This window comes from Maribacter litopenaei, assembly GCF_025244665.1.
Taxonomy (GTDB): Bacteria; Bacteroidota; Bacteroidia; order Flavobacteriales; family Flavobacteriaceae; genus Maribacter; species Maribacter litopenaei.
Map to the genome: position 1 here is coordinate 2,351,331 of NZ_CP104205.1, position 18,990 is coordinate 2,370,320.

An 18,990-nucleotide genomic window follows, 5' to 3' on the forward strand; every position below is an offset into this window, starting at 1 on the left:
CCTAGTTTATAACATGACTCTTGATTAAATCGTAAATCTCCGTAGCTTTCAATTCCGGTAAGTCATTGCCGATTGATTGATTCGAAATAAAAATAGGAAAATCCTCACTATTTTCCGTTTTTCTTCCGTGCGACCCTTTTATTAGGCTAGCGTCTAGAGGAATGATATCCAAAACGATTCTAAAGCCAAGCTTCTTTTTGAGTAATTTCCACCCCACCTTCGCCATTACCAATTTATCCTTAGGATCCGTCATCATTTCCACGGGATCATATCCTGGTTTTTTATGAATATCTACCATTCACGGCATAATCCGGTGCCACGGCATCATCCAACCAAAAATAATAGGTAAACCAAGAATCAGAGTTCGCAACTACTACCAAATCACCACATCGTTCGTGGTTGAGATTTTCCTTTTCAATTTCGTTCTTATCCAACACCCTTTCAACACCTGGCACCTTAGTTAGAATAGCTTTGACTTTATCTAAATTAACTGAGTCTTTCACATAAATATGGGCTACTTGATGATCTGCTACCGCAAACGCCTCAGAGGCACCAGCATCCAACAACTCCAATCCTCTTTCAATCCTTACTTTTACAAATCCTTCTTTTCGTAAAATCCTATTTAGGTGGATTGGATTTTTTACATTCGTTATTCCATATTCCGATAGTAAAATAATTTTGGCCCCTTTCTGTTCATAATGACTGACCAATTGCTCGACTACCTCATCAATCTCCCTTAAATCCTTGAATATTTTACTAAAATCCAACCCGTAGCGTTGTAGATTATAGTCAAGATGAGGGAGGTAAATCAAGGTTAAAATTGGATTATATTTCTCATCCGTTTTAATAGCTCCATTGGCAATCCACTTGGATGAATTAATGGTCGTCCTTGACCCCAAAACTCGAAGAGAGGAAATGAACCCAATTCATTTTGGAGCTCATCCCTAAGACTGGAGGGATAAGAATAAATATCCGGGATTTTGCGACCATCAGCTAGATAATTAGGCCTTGGTGTTATGCTATAATCTACATTGGAATACATGTTATACCACCAAAAGTGGTTGGCACACGTAAAGGTTGGATCCATCTCCTTTAACTCATCCCGGATTTTTGGTTGTTGTACTAACCTGTTGGATTGTCTCCGAATTTAACTTCCAGCTCATCCTTAAAGTACCACCCATTGCCCACGATGCCATGTTCAGAAGGCCATTTTCCGGTAACGTATGTCGATTGAACAGAACAAGTGACTGCCGGTAACATGGGTTTTATAAACTTATAATTTCCTTTGTCCAAAAAAGCTTTTATAAAGGGTGTATGTTCCCCAATAAGTCGCTTCGTTAAACCCACAACATTTATCACTACCGTCTTATTCATGCTATACATGCTCTTTTAGCCATTCTATTTCTCTTATAATAGAATGGGATAAATCCTCTTTAAGTTCTTCCGGTAATACATCCCAAGTATAGGTTTCTATCTCTAAATGTTCAGAAAGACTATCCTTACTCAAATATTTTAATGTATCCAAAATCTGGTCTTGTGTAGAATTTAAAGCTCCAAACTGTTCTATGAAAATGGGCACATGGTAATGGGCCCTTAGTTCGTCCACTTCCCTTTTTTCTTCTAAAACAACGGGAAGGTCATTGTACGTTTTAACACTCTTGCCTATTTTTTCAGTTACTTGATGTAGATAGATGGGCTCATTGAATTTTTCAAGTATTTTCCATACTTCCTCCCTATTTTTGTCCTTAAAAAGTACTTTTAACGCAGCGCTAACCTGAATTTTGCCAACCACTATATCCGCATCCCTGAATTTTTGAAAGGTTTCTTTAGGTTCTTCATATGCCAGAGAAAAATGGCAAACATCATAACATACCGTAATATATCGCTTTACCAACTTCTCCACTAGGGAAGCATCCATATTCAGTTCTTTACACAGTCTTTGCTGGGCTATTGGTATTAAATAGTCTGAATAGAAAAAAAGTACCTCTTCAGTATTTTCCAAAAATCCGTCCGGTTCGGGTTCTATATCCAAATGAAGGTATTTATTAGTCTTTTGTTCCAATTCAAAAAGTTGCTTTGCAATCAAAACCATATGCTCAGCTCCCTTCCAAAAAGCAGCTTCTTTTTCTTCATTTGTACTATACCAATGCTTATAACTAATGGGAGAAGTTGAAATACCACCGTTGATTCCATCAGGAATCAATTCAGCCAACTGATTAAATAATCTTTGCGTGTACATCAATCGTTCGTTGGTTGTCCAGTCCGGAGTATGCACATCATCCTTCACCCTCTCATTATGAAAATTTCCATAAGGAAAACCATTCATAGTAAAAATGTATACCTGTTGCTCCCGTAACCAGGCCTTAAACTCGAGCATATGATTACCCTGAGCCAACTCCTCACTTGCCTTATTAGAAAGTCTAAGCCCTAAACCGAAAGGTGCACTTGGTGAAACGGATTTCTTAATCCCTGGCACATGTTCCTTGATACTGTTAAAGGTACTTTCCCAGTCTTGACCTGGATGAATATTTGTGCAATACGTAAGATGGTATTTATTTTCTATAAACATATTTTTAGCCCTACTTTACAGCCATTTGAAGATTTAATTGTTCTATGGCCTGCTTCATTATTTCCATATCTATTTCGTGAACATCGTGCTTTTTTCCTAATCCAGAAATAAGTGTAATGGTAAGTCGCCCACCTAAATGCTCCCTGAACTCTTCAATTCCTGCCAATAATTTATCGAGATCTTCTTTTGAGCTTAACGGTAGTGATAAATCGAATCCAATCTCCTTCATCACATCCAAAATATAATTCAATTCCTCTTTAGAAATGAGGCCTATTAACTGAGCATAGGTAACGTCCAGGGCAATCCCTTTGGCTACGGCCTCTCCATGCCTTAGCTCATAGTTGGTCATATACTCCAACTTATGTGCCGCCCAATGACCAAAATCCAATGGTCTTGAAGAACCTGATTCAAATGGATCACCTCCCTGTGAAATATGATGCATATGCATTTCGGCACATTTATAAATAACATATTGCATAGGCTCTAACTTTCTATCTTTTAAAGCGATTGCATTGTTGGCAATGTAGCTAAAAAACTCTACGTCCTTTATCAAAGCAACCTTTATCGCCTCGGCAATACCCGCAATCCAATCCCTTTGCTCAAGAGTTGCCAAAAAATCGCTATCGTTGATTATAGCATATGGTGGGGCAAAAGTCCCAAGGAAATTTTTCTTTTTAAAAATATTGACGCTGTTTTTAACCCCAACCGCTGAATCGTTCTGTGATAGAACTGTAGTAGGAATTCTAATGAGTTTTACGCCTCTATGTGCAATAGCCGCAGCATAACCAACCATATCTATGACTGCACCACCTCCAATGACAACCACAAACGAATGTCTACAGATAGCGTTGTCATTTATTCCCTTCAAAACAAGGTTTATATATTCCGAATGATTTTTGGATTGTTCCCCCCCATCAATCAACAATGTTTTGGTATGATTCAAATTACTGGAATTCTGTTCACAGTATGTTGTAATCTTGTCCAAAAGTTGGGGATGGGTATCCGCAACTCCCCTGTCAACAACGAAGAGAAGTTTTACAGGCTCATAGTCCTTATAATCCCTTATAATATTTAAAAACAAGTCATTCTCCTCTTGGAACAAATCCCTTGTAAAATGGAGTTGATATTCATAGGGTACGGAGAAAGACTGTTTAATAGGTTTTAAATCCATATAACTAGGTAACAGCGAAAATTCTTGAAAGTAATAATGATAACGGCAAAAGTAATAAAACTAGAAGTGCTATATACCAAGTGGCAAAGCCTGCCACCCATGAAGCATCCATCACTATGAGAGAAAGTACACCTGCCATCACCGCTTTTTTAATGTTTTCCGGGAGTTACTTTGGTAGGCCGCCCACAAAGGTCTAAAAACCAAAAATCCCAATAGAAGTACAAAAGGCAAGGACTGTAATAGATTCATTGTTTTTAGACTGATTGAAAATGTAATAAAAAGAAGAACTAAGGCATACAAAATTCCGGCAATTACAATTTGCTTTCTGTTATTACCATGTACTTCCCCCCTGCTAATCAAGGTTATCGCAAAAATATAAATCACAGGGATGATGGAGACCCACCATAAATCAATTTTTCCCAAAATTGACATTCCCAATAAAAGGTTCAGTCCCCTACAAATCCCCATAACCAATGATTCATAAAAAGAATAGTTCTTGGCCAACCCATCATAAACCATAATGGCGATAGTCAATGTAACAGCAATTTTTCCACTTAAAATATTCACCCAAAAAGCTAGGGACAGACCAAAAGCCAATAATAAAGTTCCCCATAATATTGCTTGTTGCTTGGGAACAAGGCCGCTGGGGATAGGTCTTTCGGGACGCTCAAGAGCATCTAACTTAGCATCAAACACATCATTGAACACAACACCTCCGGCATATAAAAATACCGAGGAGAAAACAAGGGATAGAACCCCCCCTCCGTTTTCCACATAAAACTGAAGCGTTCCTGTCTTTAAAGAAAAAAGTGCCAAGCTGATTCCTGCCAAAATATCCGCCGCGGCAGTGGGCAAGTTCGCAGGTCTTGCCAATCCGGCAAAACCCATGATTTTCTTCATCATTCTAAGAGATTTGGTCGGAATCTATCCGGGGTGTCTGTCCTCTTAAAACGCTATTATCATTGAAAAGTTGTGACTGATCAATTCCTTTCGGTTTTAACCAATGTTCTTCCTTCATTCTCCCATTTTTACTAAAGGCATCCAAAGCGTTCTGATAACACGTTTTTACAACATCTTCCCGAGAAATACCTCGTTTTAGCATCAAAGAAGCTGTTTTAGGTACGGCCAACGGATCACTAACCCCCCAATCCGCAGAACTATCAACGATTATGTTGTTGCTACCGAACTTGCGCACCACCTCAACCATTCTTTCATTACCCATCTTTGTTTTTGGGTAGATGGTAAAAGCGGCTATGAAACCCCTATCTAAAACCTCCTTTACGGTTTCTTCATTATTATGGTCAATAATCACATTGGCTGGATCCAATCCATGCTCCAAGCATACTTCCATACTCTTGATTGTACCTGCCTTTTTATCACGATGTGGTGTATGCACCTGAACTGTCATGTCCAATTCCTTGGCCAAATCAAGTTGCATCCTAAAATATTTATCCTCAGCCGGGGTTTGGTCATCATATCCTATCTCTCCAATAGCTACAACATTTTCCTTGTGAAGATACAGGGGAAGAAGTTCTACTACCTGTTCCGCCAAAGCCTCATTGTTAGCTTCCTTAGAATTCAAACCTATAGTACAATAGTGCTTAATACCGAACTGACTTGCCCTAAAGGGTTCCCAACCCACCAAACTGCTAAAGTAATCTTGGAATGAGCCTACCTGGGTTCTTGGCTGACCTAACCAAAATGAAGGTTCTATTATGGCTACCACACCTGCCTGCTGCATAGCTTCATAATCATCCGTAGTTCCGGAAGACATGTGCACGTGCGGGTCAATTATCATCAATTTATCTTGCATATTTTTCAATTCTTTAAGTTTTTCCAAGTTAATGTTCCTTCTTCTATCTCTTGTTTTAAATCAGGTCTGCGATCCAAAATTTCCGAGCCTTTTCATTTTTGGAATAATAACAGCATAAAGCTCCCGCCTTATTTTCAATCTCATCCTTACTATTTAACAAATGCTCCATATCCTTAAGTAAGACCTGATTTAAAAATCCGGTCACCGGACGCCAAAACATAGGGTCAATTTTACGGGAAGCCGCCCAACGTTCATGGGCATAATCCGATATAATCCTTGCCAAATCTCCATTAGAACGGTCCTCCACTGATTGTATCTTGGAAAGGTCACGCTCCATGAAAGCAGCTTTTAGATACATTTGGTTCCACTGTTGATCATTGAAATGTTTAGCGGGGTAGGGATTGTTTAAGGTGATGGCATCAAATATTATTGATATATTGGTTCGCAGAGCCTCAACTGCCGTGAATTTGAACATTTCCGAAATGGCAACAAGTCCAAAAATTTTAAAAAAGTCTCAAGTTCAGATATATCGGCCACTTGAATAATATTGGCCACTTTGGTGCCATAAAAATCCTTATCAATTTCCAACACCCTGATTAAAAGGTAAATTCTTGCAACCTCTAATAAATTGGCATTTCTTGAGGTTAGAAAATCCATAGATCTAGAATCTGAACCTTCATGTAATAATTTGGTATTCTTATCAAATTTTGAAGCTAAAAGGCTATACGTCATGAATAAGTTCCTGACGGATTTATCGGCTTCCAGCTTCTCAATTTTTTCATTTAACCAACTCAGTGAACTTTGGTCCGCTTGTTTACCAAGCGCTTCCTTAGTCCGTTCGCTTTTCTGCATTTTAGGTGAATTCAAATTCTCTTTCCCCAAAAATAATTATTAAAACCCACAAAGCCTTATTTTTACATCGTAAACAAGGTTAATAAGCGTTAAAATGATGTTAGGTCTAAAATTACCTACCGACCCAAGATGGGTAAATATTGTGGAAAAGAATATTGATGAAATATTAACCGATCATGCCTATTGCGAACAAAAAGCAGCAAGTACCGCCATCTCTTTAATTGTTTCTTTTCCTGAGTACACAGAACTTGTTGAGGAAATGGTAGCCCTATCAAGAGAGGAAATGGGTCATTTTAAAATGGTACATGATTTAATATTGGAACGAGGTCAAAAACTGGGAAGGGACAGAAAAGATGAATATGTACTAGCATTGCTAAAATTTTTTCCGAAAGGCGGAAGCCGAACCACCCAATTGATACATCGGCTTTTATATGCTGCTCTCATAGAGGCTCGCAGTTGCGAACGTTTTAGACTTTTGTCCGAAGAACTTCCGGATAAGAAACTGGCCGATTTCTACCATAAGCTTATGATAAGCGAGGCCGGGCATTATACTATGTTCTTAAAATTTGCCCGAAAATATGGCGATAGAAAAGAGGTAGACAAAAAGTGGCATGCCTTATTGGAATACGAAGCCGAAATCATGAAAAACCTAAGCAAAACCGAAAAGGTACATGGATAGGCACCAACAGATTACTACTCTTTCAATTTTTTTACATAATAATCATAAGTTTCAAATTGGGAGCGATGTTTGGGCGTTTTAGACTTTCTATAGGCATTGTCCTGTTTTTCGGAGAAAACCCTTGCCTTTAGGTTATCCCTCCAGCAAATTTCAAACGTATCCATTAGTTCCTGTTTGATGTCCTCATCATAAATGGGACAACCAACCTCTACTCGATAATCTAAATTTCGGGTCATCCAATCCGCAGAGGAGATATATACTTTTGGATTACCGGCGTTGGCAAAGACAAAAAGCCTGGTGTGCTCCAAAAATTTATCGACGATACTAATAGCCTCAATGTTCTCGCTCATTCCCTTTACACCTGGAACCAAACAGCAAATACCCCTAACAATCAACTGAATCTTTACTCCGGCCCTACTTGCCTCGTACAGTTTATCTACCATTTCATATGATGTAAAACTGTTCATCTTTATCTTGATGTACGCCTCCTTTCCCACAATGGCATTGGCAATTTCTTGATCGATTAGTTTGTGAAAAACCTTTTTGGTATAATGGGGAGATACAATAAGGTGTTTGTATTTATTTATCTTATACGTAGTTTCAAAAAAATCGAATACCTTGTTCAATTCCTTAAGGATAGGCGAATGAGAGGTAAATAATGTGTAGTCCGTGTAGATGCGCGCCGTAGACTCATTAAAATTTCCTGTACTTATAAAACCATATCGCTTTAAGCCCTCGTCCTCTTCTCGTTCAATTAGGCAGATTTTACTATGTACCTTGAGTCCGGGTACGCCAAATATCAATTTAACTCCCTCGGCCTGCAATTGCTCGGCGTACTCGATATTGGCCTGCTCATCAAAACGGGCCTGAAGTTCTATTTGTACCGTGACCTGTTTTCCATTTTTAACCGCGTTAATGAGCGATGCTGCTACTTGCGAGTTATTGGCCAAACGATATACCGTTATCTTTATGGTTCTTACCTTTGGATCCAATGCGGCTTCCCTTAAAAACTTAAGGATATAAGTGAACGTATGATATGGTGTGTATTGAAGGTAATCCTTTTGCGATATGCTTTCCAAAATACTTCCTTCGATACTTAAACCTTTTACCGGCAAAGGTTTTATTTTATCATACAGTAAGTCGTTCCTATCCAAACTTGGAAATCCCATGTAATCTCTTTTATTATGGTACCTACCACCGGGGATAACACTATCTGTATCCTCAATTTGCATTTTTTCTTTAAGAAAGGCCAAAGTATCCTTAGCAATGCTTTTATCATAGACAAAGCGAACGGGGTCGCTTATTTTTCGATGCTCTACACTAGAGGATATTTTTTCGATAAAACTCTTACTCAAGTCATTGTCCATATCAAGTTCCGCATCCCTTGTTATTTTGATCATATGGGCGGAAATGGACTCATATTCGAACATGGTAAAAATACTACTCAGACAGTATCTAATGAGGTCGTCTAAAATGATGATGTAGTTTTTATCCCCTTCTTTTGGCAAAACGACAAACCTGTCAATGCCTTTTGGTATTTCGATGAGAGCAAATCGTTTTTCCTTCTTTCCATGATCCCCTTTTATAATCATTTTAACGGCCAAATAGGCTGCTGTATCCTTCAAGGTTGGGAAACGCGTCAAATCATTAAGAATTATGGTCATGAGTTGTGGGCTCACATTTTGCAAGAAGTATTCCTTTACAAATTCCTTTTGGTCCTTGTTAAGGGCCGTTTCCCTAATGATAAAGATATTCTGACGTTCAAGCTCCTGCTCAATATTTTTAAGTATATGCAAACTCTTTGTCTGCTGACCGATTACGATTTCGGTAATTTCCTCCAAAAGGTCTTTGGCCTTTTCACCTCCTAAAACACTTTTCCCAGTCTTTCCGGCTTCAACGATTCTTTTTACAGTGGCGTAGCGGATCTTGAAAAACTCGTCCAAGTTGTTTGAAAATATACCCAAAAAACGCAACCTCTCAATTAAAGGAACATTTTTATCAGCACTTTCCTGGAGTACCCGTTCATTAAACCATAACCAACTAATCTCTCTGTTAACGTACTGATTGTTAAATTTCACCATTATTTTAAGTGCTTTGGAAAAATCGTTTCTATTGTTTTACCTTGGGAAATGTTTGCCCAAGTGTCTTGTTTAAATTGTAAATGGACATAACCACTCGTTGGAACGTTTTCAATATAGGAATCTCCAAGGGAATTTACCAAATGCGTAAAGGCATGATTGTGGCCAAAAACCATAATCGTTCCACGGGTGTCATCTGTTTTCTTGATGAAATCCAACACTTGATTCCCCGAAAAATCATATAGATCCGCCACAATTTGAAATTTGGCCAATGGATATTTTAAATTCCGCAAACAAATCATTGCCGTGTGCAATGCCCTATTCGCCGGACTTGAAAAAGCAAAGTCCGGCTTTATACTGTTTTTAAATAGTTTATTTCCAATCAAGTGTGCATCCGTAATCCCTCTTTGTGATAAAGGTCTATCTTGATCGCTAACATCCAGCTCCCAAGATGATTTTCCATGACGCATGAATAGTAAATTCTTCATTTTTTAATTCTTAAGGAGCCAGTCGTTCCATTTTCCAGTCCCAATTCTCTTGCAGAGTAAAGCGTATCCTATCGTGCAATCTATTGGGTCTTCCTTGCCAAAATTCCATAGATAAAGGTTTCACTAAATATCCACCCCAATATTCAGGTCTTGGTACTTCCTTATTTTTATAATCTTCCTCTAATTTTTTGAGTTCTCGTTCTAGTTGTTCCCTTGATTTTATAATACTACTTTGGTCAGAAACCAAAGCTCCTAACTGACTTCCCTTTGGACGGGATTCAAAATAGCCATCTGAGAGATTTTGCGAAACCTTTTCCGCCTTTCCTTTGATAATTATCTGTCGTTCCATAACAGGCCAAAAAAATGAGATACAAACGTTTGGGTTTGCGGAAATTGCCTTTCCCTTTTCGCTATTATAATTGGTGTAAAAAATAAAACCTTCATGGTTAAAGCGCTTAAGCAGCACTACCCTACTTTTTGGAAAACCATCCAGGCCTATCGTGGAAACGGTCATGGCGTTAGGTTCGTCAACACTTTCCGACTCTTCAACCTCATGAAACCAAGTCTTAAAAAGTTGCATGGGATTATCAGAGATACTGCACTCTATTAAGGCGCTTTTCTCATATGATTTTCTATAATTTCCTAAGTCTTTCTGCATTCCTTGAAGTCGAAAAAGTAAGATAACCAAAGTTCTTGAAAAGAATGCACTTTAAAAAACAAGTCAGGTGCTTTTGTTGGTTAATTTGATATTAAACCTGATAATAATCTTTCCTAAAATTCAAAAACCTTACCATCGTTCGCCAATTCTACCTTATCAAATTCAATGAAAGCTTCCTTTTTGAATACCTCGATGGATGTATAACGCGTTGAATAGTGTCCTAAAATCAGTTTGCCTACTGAAGCCTCCTTAGCTATTTTTGCAGCTTCCTTGGCCGTAGCATGTTTGGTTTTTTTCGCCAAATGCGCCTCCGATTCCAAAAATGTGGACTCGTGGTACAAACAATCCACTTCTTTTATTAATGGTAAGATGTCAGGGTTATAAGCGGTGTCACTGCAAAAGGCATAGGACGTCGGTTTTGGCGGGTCAAAAGTCAACGCTTTGTTGGGAATGATTTCGCCAATTTCAGTCACTATATCCTTTCCCCTTTTAATATTATTATAATAGGCCTTATCAATTTCATAATATCTGACCGCCTCCACATTCAGTTTTCTCTCTGCCAACTTTTCCTTGAACAAAAATCCATTGGTATACACCCTGTGGTCAAGTGGAATAGTCTGTACAGAAACTTTATCATCCTCAAAAACAAGCTCACTATCCCGGGAAGTCAATTCGTGAAAACAAAGTGGATAGTTTGTCCATGAATCACCCAATTTTAAAAGCATGGTAATGGCCTCTTTAATTCCTTTGGATTCATAGATATGAAGTTCTTTATCCCTTCCTAATAAACGGTAGGTAGAGACCAAGCCTGGGAGTCCAAAAAAATGGTCACCATGCAAATGTGAAATAAATATATGTTTGATTCTGGAGAACTTTATTCTATGTTTCCTAAGTTGAACCTGGGTACCTTCACCACAATCAATTAAAAACATGTGGTTTTTGACCTCTAACACCTGTGATGTTGGATTAGTCAAGGTTCTTGGTGTGGCCGCATAACAACCTAGGACGGTCAATTTCAAAGCTCCAGATCCCTTTCTATCTCCTCCATTTCAATAATGTCCTTTGCCTCCTGTAAAGTGGGTGCCACGATAATTTCATCAGGGACTTCATTATAACTAACCTTATCCGTAACAATTACAAAGGACCTTCCGAATTTCTATGCGTATTTGAGATATCCAAAAACTCCAACACATCTCCGGATGTTAATTTATCAAAAGTGAACAGGTTAATTATGATATTATCATTTTTTACCTCAGAGTATCTTTCATCCAAATTTTTTAAAAAAACGGAAAGCGATTTTTTTCTTGATCGATTATTGTGGTAGTTCCTTCCTTATCAAAAATCATAATCCTATTGTTTAATTTTTGAAGCTAACAAGTAGATTACCGCCATACGAATGGCAACCCCATTCTCTACCTGGTTTAGTATAATGGATTGTTTGGAATCAGCAACATCACTGGTTATTTCCACGCCACGGTTAATGGGACCTGGGTGCATGATTACAATTTCCTTGTCCGAGACTATCCAACAATTTTTTATTGACTCCGAATTGCTGTGTGTATTCCCGGGTCGTAGGGAAATAACTGATGTCCAAACGCTCATTCTGAATACGCAGCATATTGGCAACATCGCACCATTCCAAAGCTTTTCTAAGGTCCATCTCCACTCCTACCCCTAGAGATTCTATATATTTTGGAATCAATGTCTTTGGACCGCACACTTTCACATTAGCCCCCTGTAATTTTAACGCAAAAATATTGGACAAGGCTACCCTAGAGTGCAAAATGTCCCCAACAATAACTACGTTTTTCCCCGCTACGTCACCTAATTTTTCCCGAATGGAAAAAGAGTCCAGCAAAGCCTGAGTAGGGTGTTCATGGGCTCCATCTCCGGCATTAACAATGGATGCCTTTACATGTTTTGATAAAAAGATTCCCGCACCGGGGTTGGGATGCCTCATGACCACCATATCCACTTTCATGGAGAGAATATTGTTGACAGTATCGATTAGGGTTTCACCTTTCTTAACGGATGATTGGCTCGCCGAAAAGTTGAGCACATCTGCCGAAAGTCTCTTTTCTGCCAGTTCAAAGGATAATTTGGTCCGCGTGCTGTTTTCAAAAAATATATTAGCTATGGTAATATCCCTAAGCGAAGGTACTTTCTTAATGGACTAGATTGATTACCTCCTTGAAATGATCCGCAGTTTCAAAAATGAGCTGAATATCCGACTCGTTCAAATATTTGATTCCTAACAAGTGATTTACACTCAGTTCGCTCATTTTATTTACCTATTTATCAAATATACAATGTCCTCCCCATCATTTTCCTCCCACATTACCTTTACCTTCTCATTGTCAATGGCATCTACTTGCCTACCCCTATAATTTGGCTGTATGGGCAAATGCCTGCTAAAACGCCTATCTATAAGCGTCAAAAGCTCTACCTCTTTGGGCCTACCAAAGGACTGCAAGGCCGTTAACGCTGCATTAATACTTCGACCTGTGTACAAAACATCATCTATTAGGACTACCTTTTTATCCTCCACCAAAAAATTTATTTTGGTCTTTGTAGCCTCCAAAGTCTTTTCTCCCCTTCTAAAATCATCCCTGTAAAAAGTGATGTCCGTGAAAACCTAAATCAATGTGTTTTACCTTGTACTCTTCCGGAAGAATTTTGGTAAGTCTTTGGGCCACAAATATTCCTCTAGGTTGAATCCCTATAAGAACGGTATCCTTAAAATCCTCATGATTTTCAAGCAGTTGACAAGCCAAACGATGAAGGATGATATTAATTTCCTTTGAAGAGAGTAAGACTTTTTGACTCATAATTCGTCAGTCATGCTTTTAAGCTTGACAAAAATAGGGAATTCTCTCAAATAATCTTTCTTAGATTTTAGAAACAAAAAGGCCCGGCATAATGCCGGGCCCAATAAATTATAAAGATTTAATGGATTACTTCTTCTTCTTAGAATCAGCTTCCATTTTATCTTTTAACGCTTGCAATGCATCGTTGGCATCCCCTAAAGTTGGTTTTGCCTCTTCCGCTGCGGCCGCTTGTCTTTGAGCTGCTGCTTTAACATTGCGTTGTTCCTCTTCCCTAAAGATAGCTGTATGGCTAGCTACAACACGTTTGAAGTCTTTGTTGAACTCAATGATCTTGAATTCTGCTTCATCGCCTTTTCCTAGTTTTTTACCATCTTCCTTTTCAAGGTGACGCTGTGGAATAAATGCAGTGATATCCTCATTAAAGTCTATAGTAGCACCTTTATCAACCACATCAGTAATTGTAGCTTTGTGTACTGTTCCTACTGCGAACTCAGCTTCATATTTATCCCAAGGGTTTTCTGTTGTTTGTTTGTGACCTAAGCTCAACTTGCGTCCATCAACATCCAATTCCAACACCTCTACTTCCAAAGTATCACCTACATTGGTGAACTCGGAAGGATGTTTGATTTTCTTAGTCCAAGAAAGGTCTGAGATATAAATAAGACCATCGATTCCTTCTTCCAATTCTACGAATACACCAAAGTTTGTGAAGTTACGAACGATTCCTTTATGTCTTGAACCTACAGGATATTTAGACGTAATGTCAGTCCATGGGTCTCGGAGTCAATTGCTTGATACCAAGAGACATCTTACGATCTTCCCTATCCAAGGTCAATACAACTGCCTCAACCTCATCCCCAACTTTTACGAAATCCTGAGCGGAACGTAAGTGTGTGGACCAAGACATTTCAGATACGTGGATTAGACCTTCTACACCTTCTACAACTTCTATAAACGCACCGTAGTCAGCTATAACAACTACTTTACCTTTAACTTTATCTCCAACCTTGATTTCATCGCTAAGAGCTTCCCAAGGATGTTTCTCCAACTGCTTAAGACCTAATTGAATTCTAGATTTATTCTCGTCAAAATCAAGGATTACAACATTCAATTTCTCGGTCAAGTTCAACAACCTCGTTCGGGTGGTTGATCCTGCTCCAAGAAAGGTCTGTAATATGAACAAGACCATCAACACCACCAAGATCGATAAAGACACCATAAGAAGTGATGTTTTTAACAACACCTTCCAATACTTGCCCTTTCTCCAACTGGCTGATGATTTCCTTTTTCTGTTCTTCGATATCAGCTTCAATAAGTGCCTTATGCGAAACAACAACGTTTTTAAACTCGTGGTTGATTTTAACAACCTTGAATTCCATTGTTTTATTCACATACTGATCGTAATCCCTAATCGGCTTCACGTCAATTTGAGATCCTGGTAAGAACGCTTCTATTCCGAATACGTCCACAATCATACCACCTTTAGTTCTGCATTTAACAAAACCGGATACAATTTCTTCTTTGTCATGGGCGGCGTTAACCCTATCCCAAGCTTTGATCGTACGTGCCTTTCTGTGTGACAATACCAATTGACCGCTTTTATCCTCACGAATATCAATCAATACCTCAACCTTGTCGCCTACCTTTAAATTTGGGTTGTAACGAAACTCGTTCAAAGAAATAACACCCTCAGATTTGGCGTTAATATCAATGATTGCCTCCCTATCGGTTAAATAAACTACCGTTCCTTCAACCACTTCCTCATCGGCAGTATCAACGAAATTTTCGGCAACCAAATCTTCAAATTCCTTAAGCTTAGAATCGTCTACTCTCTCAATTCCTTGCTCGTACTTTTCCCAATTGAAATTTTCTAAAAACTCTTGTGGATCCTGCTTTGGGGTTTCCTTTGCAGTCTCTTGTGTAGTAGCCTCTGTAGTTTCTTCTACTTCAGCTGTTGCTTTTTCTTCAGCCATTTGCTGATTTAAAATTTGTATTTCATAACCCTATCAAGATGTAAGCAATGGCTATGAAAGTCATTAATTATTTGATTTTATCCCCTTTTCCGTCTTGATATACTTGCTAAAAAAGGAGTGCAAAAATACAACTAAATTTATTAATACACAATAAGTTGAAGCTCATCTAAATATCGTGCTACAGTATTTGGCAATTTTTGGAAGGTTTTGCCCAAATATCATTAACTTAACACCATAAATATTAACCGTTAAATCGAAAGTAAATTATGAGCGTTAAGGCAAAGTATCAACCAGTATTGGATCTAGGAGAGCAACTTGGCATCAAGGATGGAAATGTTACCGTTGAAGGTGATATCCTTAAAGTAAAAGGTATGGCTAAAACCCAATATGAAAAGAATATTCTTTGGGACAAAATAAAGGAAATTGGAGGCGAAAAACCTTCGGATATAAAGGCGAACATTACTGTTGAGGATGATTCAGTATACCATAGGCACACCGTTAAAAGTGGCGAATCCTTGAGCAAAATAGCCAAGCATTACTATGGGGATCCTATGAAATACAAGCAAATATTCGAAGCCAATACCAACATCCTGAAAAATCCTGACCTAATCCATCCCGATCAGGTACTGGCCATTCCCAATTTATAAGTATTTATTATTATGGAATAAAAAAACCGCCGTAAATCCGGCGGTTTTTTTTTCAGCTTTTTTCTATGACCCTAAGCGCATGCTCATATATCCGCTCAAATTGCTGCACCAGTCCTAAATCACTATTATCAAATTCGATGGCGTCCTCCGCTTTTTTTAATGGGGAGTTTTCCCTATGCGAATCGATATAGTCCCTTTTTTGAACATTTTCCAAAATATCCTCATATTTAACATTCTCTCCGCGATCCAACAACTCCTTATATCGTCTTACCGCCCTTTTTTCAGGACTGGCCGTCATGAAAACCTTAAGTTCGGCTTCAGGAAAAACGACAGTCCCAATGTCCCTACCATCCATCACAACACCTTTGTTCTTTCCCATATCCTGCTGCAAGGAGACCAATCTTGACCTCACCTCCTTGATTTCCGCAACCTGGCTCACATAATTGGAAACATCCAAGGTCCTGATTTCCCTTTCCACATTTTTATCGTTCAAATACATTTCGGCAAAACCCAAATCCGGATTAAAAACAAACTTTAGTTGAATTTTGTCCAAGTCATTTATCAGTCCCTCAATATCAAAATTCCCATTCCCTATGTAGCCCATTTCCATGGCGTAAAGGGTCACTGCCCTATACATTGCCCCGGTATCTACATACACGTATTTCAGTTGTTTTGCCAGTTGTTTTGCCAAGGTACTTTTCCCGGTGGAAGAAAAACCGTCTATGGCTATGGTTATTTTGTTCATCTTTTAAAGATACTTGAAAAACCCTTATAGGTTTTTGGCGTCCTTTACTTTTTGATTGGTCAATGCTATATCAATGACTTCGGACATTTCGGTCACATAATGGAATTTCAAACCTTTTAAATACGATTCCTTTATTTCCTTCACATCCCTTTCATTATCGGCACAAAGTATAATCTCCTTAATTCGGGCTCTTTTGGCAGCCAATATCTTTTCCTTAATACCACCAACAGGCAGCACTTTTCCTCTCAACGTGATCTCGCCGGTCATGGCTAAACTTTTTTTGATTCTTTTTTGTGTGAAAAGAGATACCAAAGAAGTTAACATAGTAATACCAGCGCTTGGCCCATCCTTTGGAGTAGCTCCTTCGGAACATGGATATGTACATTATACTTTTCGAATATCGAAGAATCTATACCAAACCTATCTGCATTGGACTTTATGTACTCCATTGCAATGGTAGCGGATTCTTTCATGACCTTACCCAAGTTTCCAGTTATACTTAAATTACCTTTTCCTTTGGACAAAATTGATTCTATAAAAAGAATATCTCCACCAACACTGATCCATGCCAAACCAGTAACCACACCTGCTACCTCATTATTTTCATACTTACTACGTTCCATTTTTGGAGCACCCAAAACTTTTTCAATATCCGCGTTACTGACCTTTACATCATACTCTTCTTCCTTGGCAATGGACTTAGCTGCATAACGAACCATTTTCGCTATTTGTTTCTCCAATGAACGCACACCGGATTCCCGTGTATAACCTTCAACGATTTTCTCCAACTGCGGTTTTCCAATCTTTAAATGAGTGGAATTCAAACCATGCTCCTCCAATTGCTTAGGCAGTAAATGTCTTTTGGCAATTTCTACCTTTTCCTCTATGGTGTATCCGCTTACATTGATAATTTCCATCCGATCCCTCAAAGCAGGTTGGATATTACCCAAATTATTGGCCGTGGCTACAAACATAACTTTGGATAGATCGTAACCCATTTCCAAGAAGTTGTCATAGAAATCATTATTCTGCTCTGGATCCAAAACCTCCAACATTGCTGAGGACGGGTCTCCTTGGTAGCTGTTTGACAACTTGTCTATTTCGTCCAAAATAAAAACTGGATTGGAAGTACCCGCCTTTTTAAGGTTCTGTACAATCCTACCGGGCATGGCTCCAATATATGTTTTTCTATGTCCGCGAATCTCAGCTTCGTCCCGTAAACCGCCTAAGGACATACGTACATATTGCCTTCCCAATGCTTCTGCAATTGATTTCCCTAAAGATGTTTTACCTACCCCTGGAGATTCATAAAGACAAAGAATGGGAGATTTCATATCGTTTCGCAGTTTTAAAACTGCCAAATATTCGATAATCCTTCTTTTTACATCTTCCGGACCATAATGATTCCTATTTAAGATGCGTTCTGCTCGTTTTAAATCGAACTTGTCCTTGGAATATTCGTTCCAAGGTAAATCCAACAATAAGTCCAAGTAATTTCTTTGAATGGAGTACTCTGCTACTTGGGGGTTCATACGCTGCATTTTGGCCAGTTCCTTTTCAAAATGCTCCTTTACTTTCTTGCTCCATTTCTTCTTTTTCCCACGTTCGCGCATTTCATCCAACTCCTCATCGTAAGAGACACCTCCAAGCTCCTCCTGTATGGTCTTCATTTGCTGATGAAGAAAATATTCACGTTGCTGTTGATCCAAGTCACTTCTAACTTTGGACTGTATATCATTTTTCAGCTCCAATTTTTGGAGTTCAACGTTCATATACTTTAAAGTGGCCAAAGCGCGCTCCTGTAGACTGCCGATTTCCAACAACTCTTGTTTCTCCTTCACAGCGAGATTTAGGTTTGAGGAAACAAAGTTTATTAAGAATGAGTCACTCTGAATATTTTTGATGGCAAAGGAAGCTTCACTGGGAATATTTGGATTGTCCTTGATGATTCTCAAGGCCAAATCCTTAATAGAATCGATAATAGCCAAAAATTCCTTGCTGTTTTTATCAGGTCTAATCTCTTCCGTTTCACGAACCGTCGCCGTGATATAAGGTTTTTTGGTCAACACTTCTGCTATCTCAAAACGCTTTTTACCCTGAATGATTACCGTAGTATTACCATCCGGCATCTGCAAAACCCTTAAAATACGGGCAACGATTCCCAATGTATTAATATCCTTAATATCCGGGTTTTCAGTTTCTTCATCCTTTTGGGATACTACTCCAATAACTTTGCTTCCATTATTGGCATCTTTTATCAATTGGATGGACTTGTCCCTTCCGGCAGTAATAGGTATTACAACACCAGGGAACAATACCGTATTTCTTAAGGGCAAAATAGGTAAGGTTTCCGGTAATTGCTCACTATTCATTTGCTCTTCGTCCTCTGCAGTAAGCAGCGGAATTAACTCGGAATCCTGATCAATACCCTGTAAGGACATATTGTCAAAATTTTCAAATTTAGAATCTCCCATACTCATATATCGGTC

At 38.7% G+C, this 18,990-nt stretch carries 17 protein-coding genes and 4 pseudogenes; 2 read left to right on the forward strand and 19 right to left on the reverse strand.

Going from position 1 to position 18,990, the window contains the following annotated elements:
* Nucleotide 1 precedes the first annotated feature (1 nt).
* From NYZ99_RS12735 to NYZ99_RS12775, 9 genes are all read right to left on the reverse strand, one after another.
* Nucleotides 2–298: a hypothetical protein gene (locus tag NYZ99_RS12735; RefSeq protein ID WP_260571516.1), complete on the reverse strand. Its 297-nt coding sequence runs from the start codon at nt 296–298 to the stop codon at nt 2–4.
* Nucleotides 282–899 (reverse strand): alkaline phosphatase family protein, encoded by a 618-nt coding sequence (locus NYZ99_RS12740; protein ID WP_260571517.1) that lies wholly within the window; start codon nt 897–899, stop codon nt 282–284. The genes NYZ99_RS12735 and NYZ99_RS12740 overlap by 17 nt, the downstream gene beginning before the upstream one ends.
* 223 nt (nt 900–1,122) lie before the next feature.
* On the reverse strand, nt 1,123–1,374 hold the full coding sequence (locus tag NYZ99_RS12745; protein ID WP_260571518.1) for an alkaline phosphatase family protein: 252 nt from the start codon (nt 1,372–1,374) through the stop codon (nt 1,123–1,125).
* Between the two features lies 1 nt (nt 1,375).
* Nucleotides 1,376–2,569 (reverse strand): metabolite traffic protein EboE, encoded by a 1,194-nt coding sequence (gene eboE / locus NYZ99_RS12750; RefSeq protein ID WP_260571519.1) that lies wholly within the window; start codon nt 2,567–2,569, stop codon nt 1,376–1,378.
* 10 nt (nt 2,570–2,579) lie between these two features.
* Complete coding sequence (locus tag NYZ99_RS12755) at nt 2,580–3,740, reverse strand: 3-dehydroquinate synthase (RefSeq protein WP_260571520.1); 1,161 nt, start codon at nt 3,738–3,740, stop codon at nt 2,580–2,582.
* 138 nt (nt 3,741–3,878) lie between these two features.
* On the reverse strand, nt 3,879–4,643 hold the full coding sequence (eboC, locus tag NYZ99_RS12760) for a UbiA-like protein EboC (RefSeq protein WP_260571521.1): 765 nt from the start codon (nt 4,641–4,643) through the stop codon (nt 3,879–3,881).
* Nucleotide 4,644: 1 nt separating this feature from the next.
* The gene (locus NYZ99_RS12765) at nt 4,645–5,553 is read right to left on the reverse strand and encodes a TatD family hydrolase (RefSeq protein ID WP_260575240.1); all 909 of its coding nucleotides are present in this window, start codon (nt 5,551–5,553) and stop codon (nt 4,645–4,647) included.
* A 55-nt stretch (nt 5,554–5,608) separates the two neighbouring features.
* The gene (locus NYZ99_RS12770; protein ID WP_260571523.1) at nt 5,609–6,028 is read right to left on the reverse strand and encodes an EboA domain-containing protein; all 420 of its coding nucleotides are present in this window, start codon (nt 6,026–6,028) and stop codon (nt 5,609–5,611) included.
* Nucleotides 5,980–6,405 carry a hypothetical protein gene (locus NYZ99_RS12775; protein ID WP_260571525.1) on the reverse strand — a complete coding sequence of 142 codons (426 nt, stop codon included), beginning with the start codon at nt 6,403–6,405 and terminating at the stop codon, nt 5,980–5,982. The genes NYZ99_RS12770 and NYZ99_RS12775 overlap by 49 nt, the downstream gene beginning before the upstream one ends.
* A 97-nt stretch (nt 6,406–6,502) precedes the next feature.
* On the opposite strand from NYZ99_RS12775, the gene NYZ99_RS12780 reads away from it, so the two are divergent.
* Entirely contained in the window at nt 6,503–7,084 is a 582-nt protein-coding gene (locus NYZ99_RS12780) for a MiaE family protein (protein ID WP_260575241.1), read from the forward strand.
* A gap of 14 nt (nt 7,085–7,098) precedes the next feature.
* Here NYZ99_RS12780 and ppk1 read toward each other — a convergent pair whose 3' ends face one another.
* The 8 genes and pseudogenes from ppk1 to rpsA form a co-directional block, all read right to left on the reverse strand.
* Nucleotides 7,099–9,165 (reverse strand): polyphosphate kinase 1, encoded by a 2,067-nt coding sequence (gene ppk1 / locus NYZ99_RS12785; protein ID WP_260571526.1) that lies wholly within the window; start codon nt 9,163–9,165, stop codon nt 7,099–7,101.
* Nucleotides 9,165–9,650, reverse strand: a complete 486-nt coding sequence (locus NYZ99_RS12790; RefSeq protein WP_260571527.1) for a SixA phosphatase family protein — start codon at nt 9,648–9,650, stop codon at nt 9,165–9,167. The genes ppk1 and NYZ99_RS12790 overlap by 1 nt, the downstream gene beginning before the upstream one ends.
* Nucleotides 9,651–9,660: 10 nt before the next feature.
* A complete protein-coding gene (pdxH, locus tag NYZ99_RS12795; protein ID WP_260571528.1) occupies nt 9,661–10,308 on the reverse strand; it encodes a pyridoxamine 5'-phosphate oxidase in 648 nt (215 codons plus the stop codon).
* Between the two features lie 113 nt (nt 10,309–10,421).
* Entirely contained in the window at nt 10,422–11,327 is a 906-nt protein-coding gene (locus NYZ99_RS12800) for a ribonuclease Z (protein WP_260571529.1), read from the reverse strand.
* A 115-nt stretch (nt 11,328–11,442) separates the two neighbouring features.
* Nucleotides 11,443–11,580, reverse strand: coding sequence for a hypothetical protein (locus NYZ99_RS21965; protein ID WP_338039000.1), 138 nt, complete (start codon nt 11,578–11,580; stop codon nt 11,443–11,445).
* Nucleotides 11,581–11,658: 78 nt separating this feature from the next.
* Nucleotides 11,659–12,590 (reverse strand): annotated as a pseudogene (locus NYZ99_RS12810) (aspartate carbamoyltransferase catalytic subunit).
* Nucleotides 12,591–12,595: 5 nt separating this feature from the next.
* Nucleotides 12,596–13,136 (reverse strand): annotated as a pseudogene (pyrR, locus tag NYZ99_RS12815) (bifunctional pyr operon transcriptional regulator/uracil phosphoribosyltransferase PyrR).
* 126 nt (nt 13,137–13,262) lie between these two features.
* Nucleotides 13,263–15,109, reverse strand: a pseudogene (rpsA, locus tag NYZ99_RS12820) (30S ribosomal protein S1).
* A gap of 266 nt (nt 15,110–15,375) precedes the next feature.
* Between rpsA and NYZ99_RS12825 the strand changes: the two are divergent.
* Entirely contained in the window at nt 15,376–15,756 is a 381-nt protein-coding gene (locus NYZ99_RS12825; RefSeq protein ID WP_260571530.1) for a LysM peptidoglycan-binding domain-containing protein, read from the forward strand.
* Nucleotides 15,757–15,808: 52 nt separating this feature from the next.
* On the opposite strand, the gene cmk is transcribed toward NYZ99_RS12825, so the two are convergent.
* Nucleotides 15,809–16,501, reverse strand: coding sequence for a (d)CMP kinase (gene cmk / locus NYZ99_RS12830; RefSeq protein ID WP_260571531.1), 693 nt, complete (start codon nt 16,499–16,501; stop codon nt 15,809–15,811).
* 24 nt (nt 16,502–16,525) lie between these two features.
* A pseudogene (lon, locus tag NYZ99_RS12835) lies at nt 16,526–18,975 on the reverse strand (endopeptidase La).
* Between the last annotated feature and the right edge of the window lie 15 nt (nt 18,976–18,990).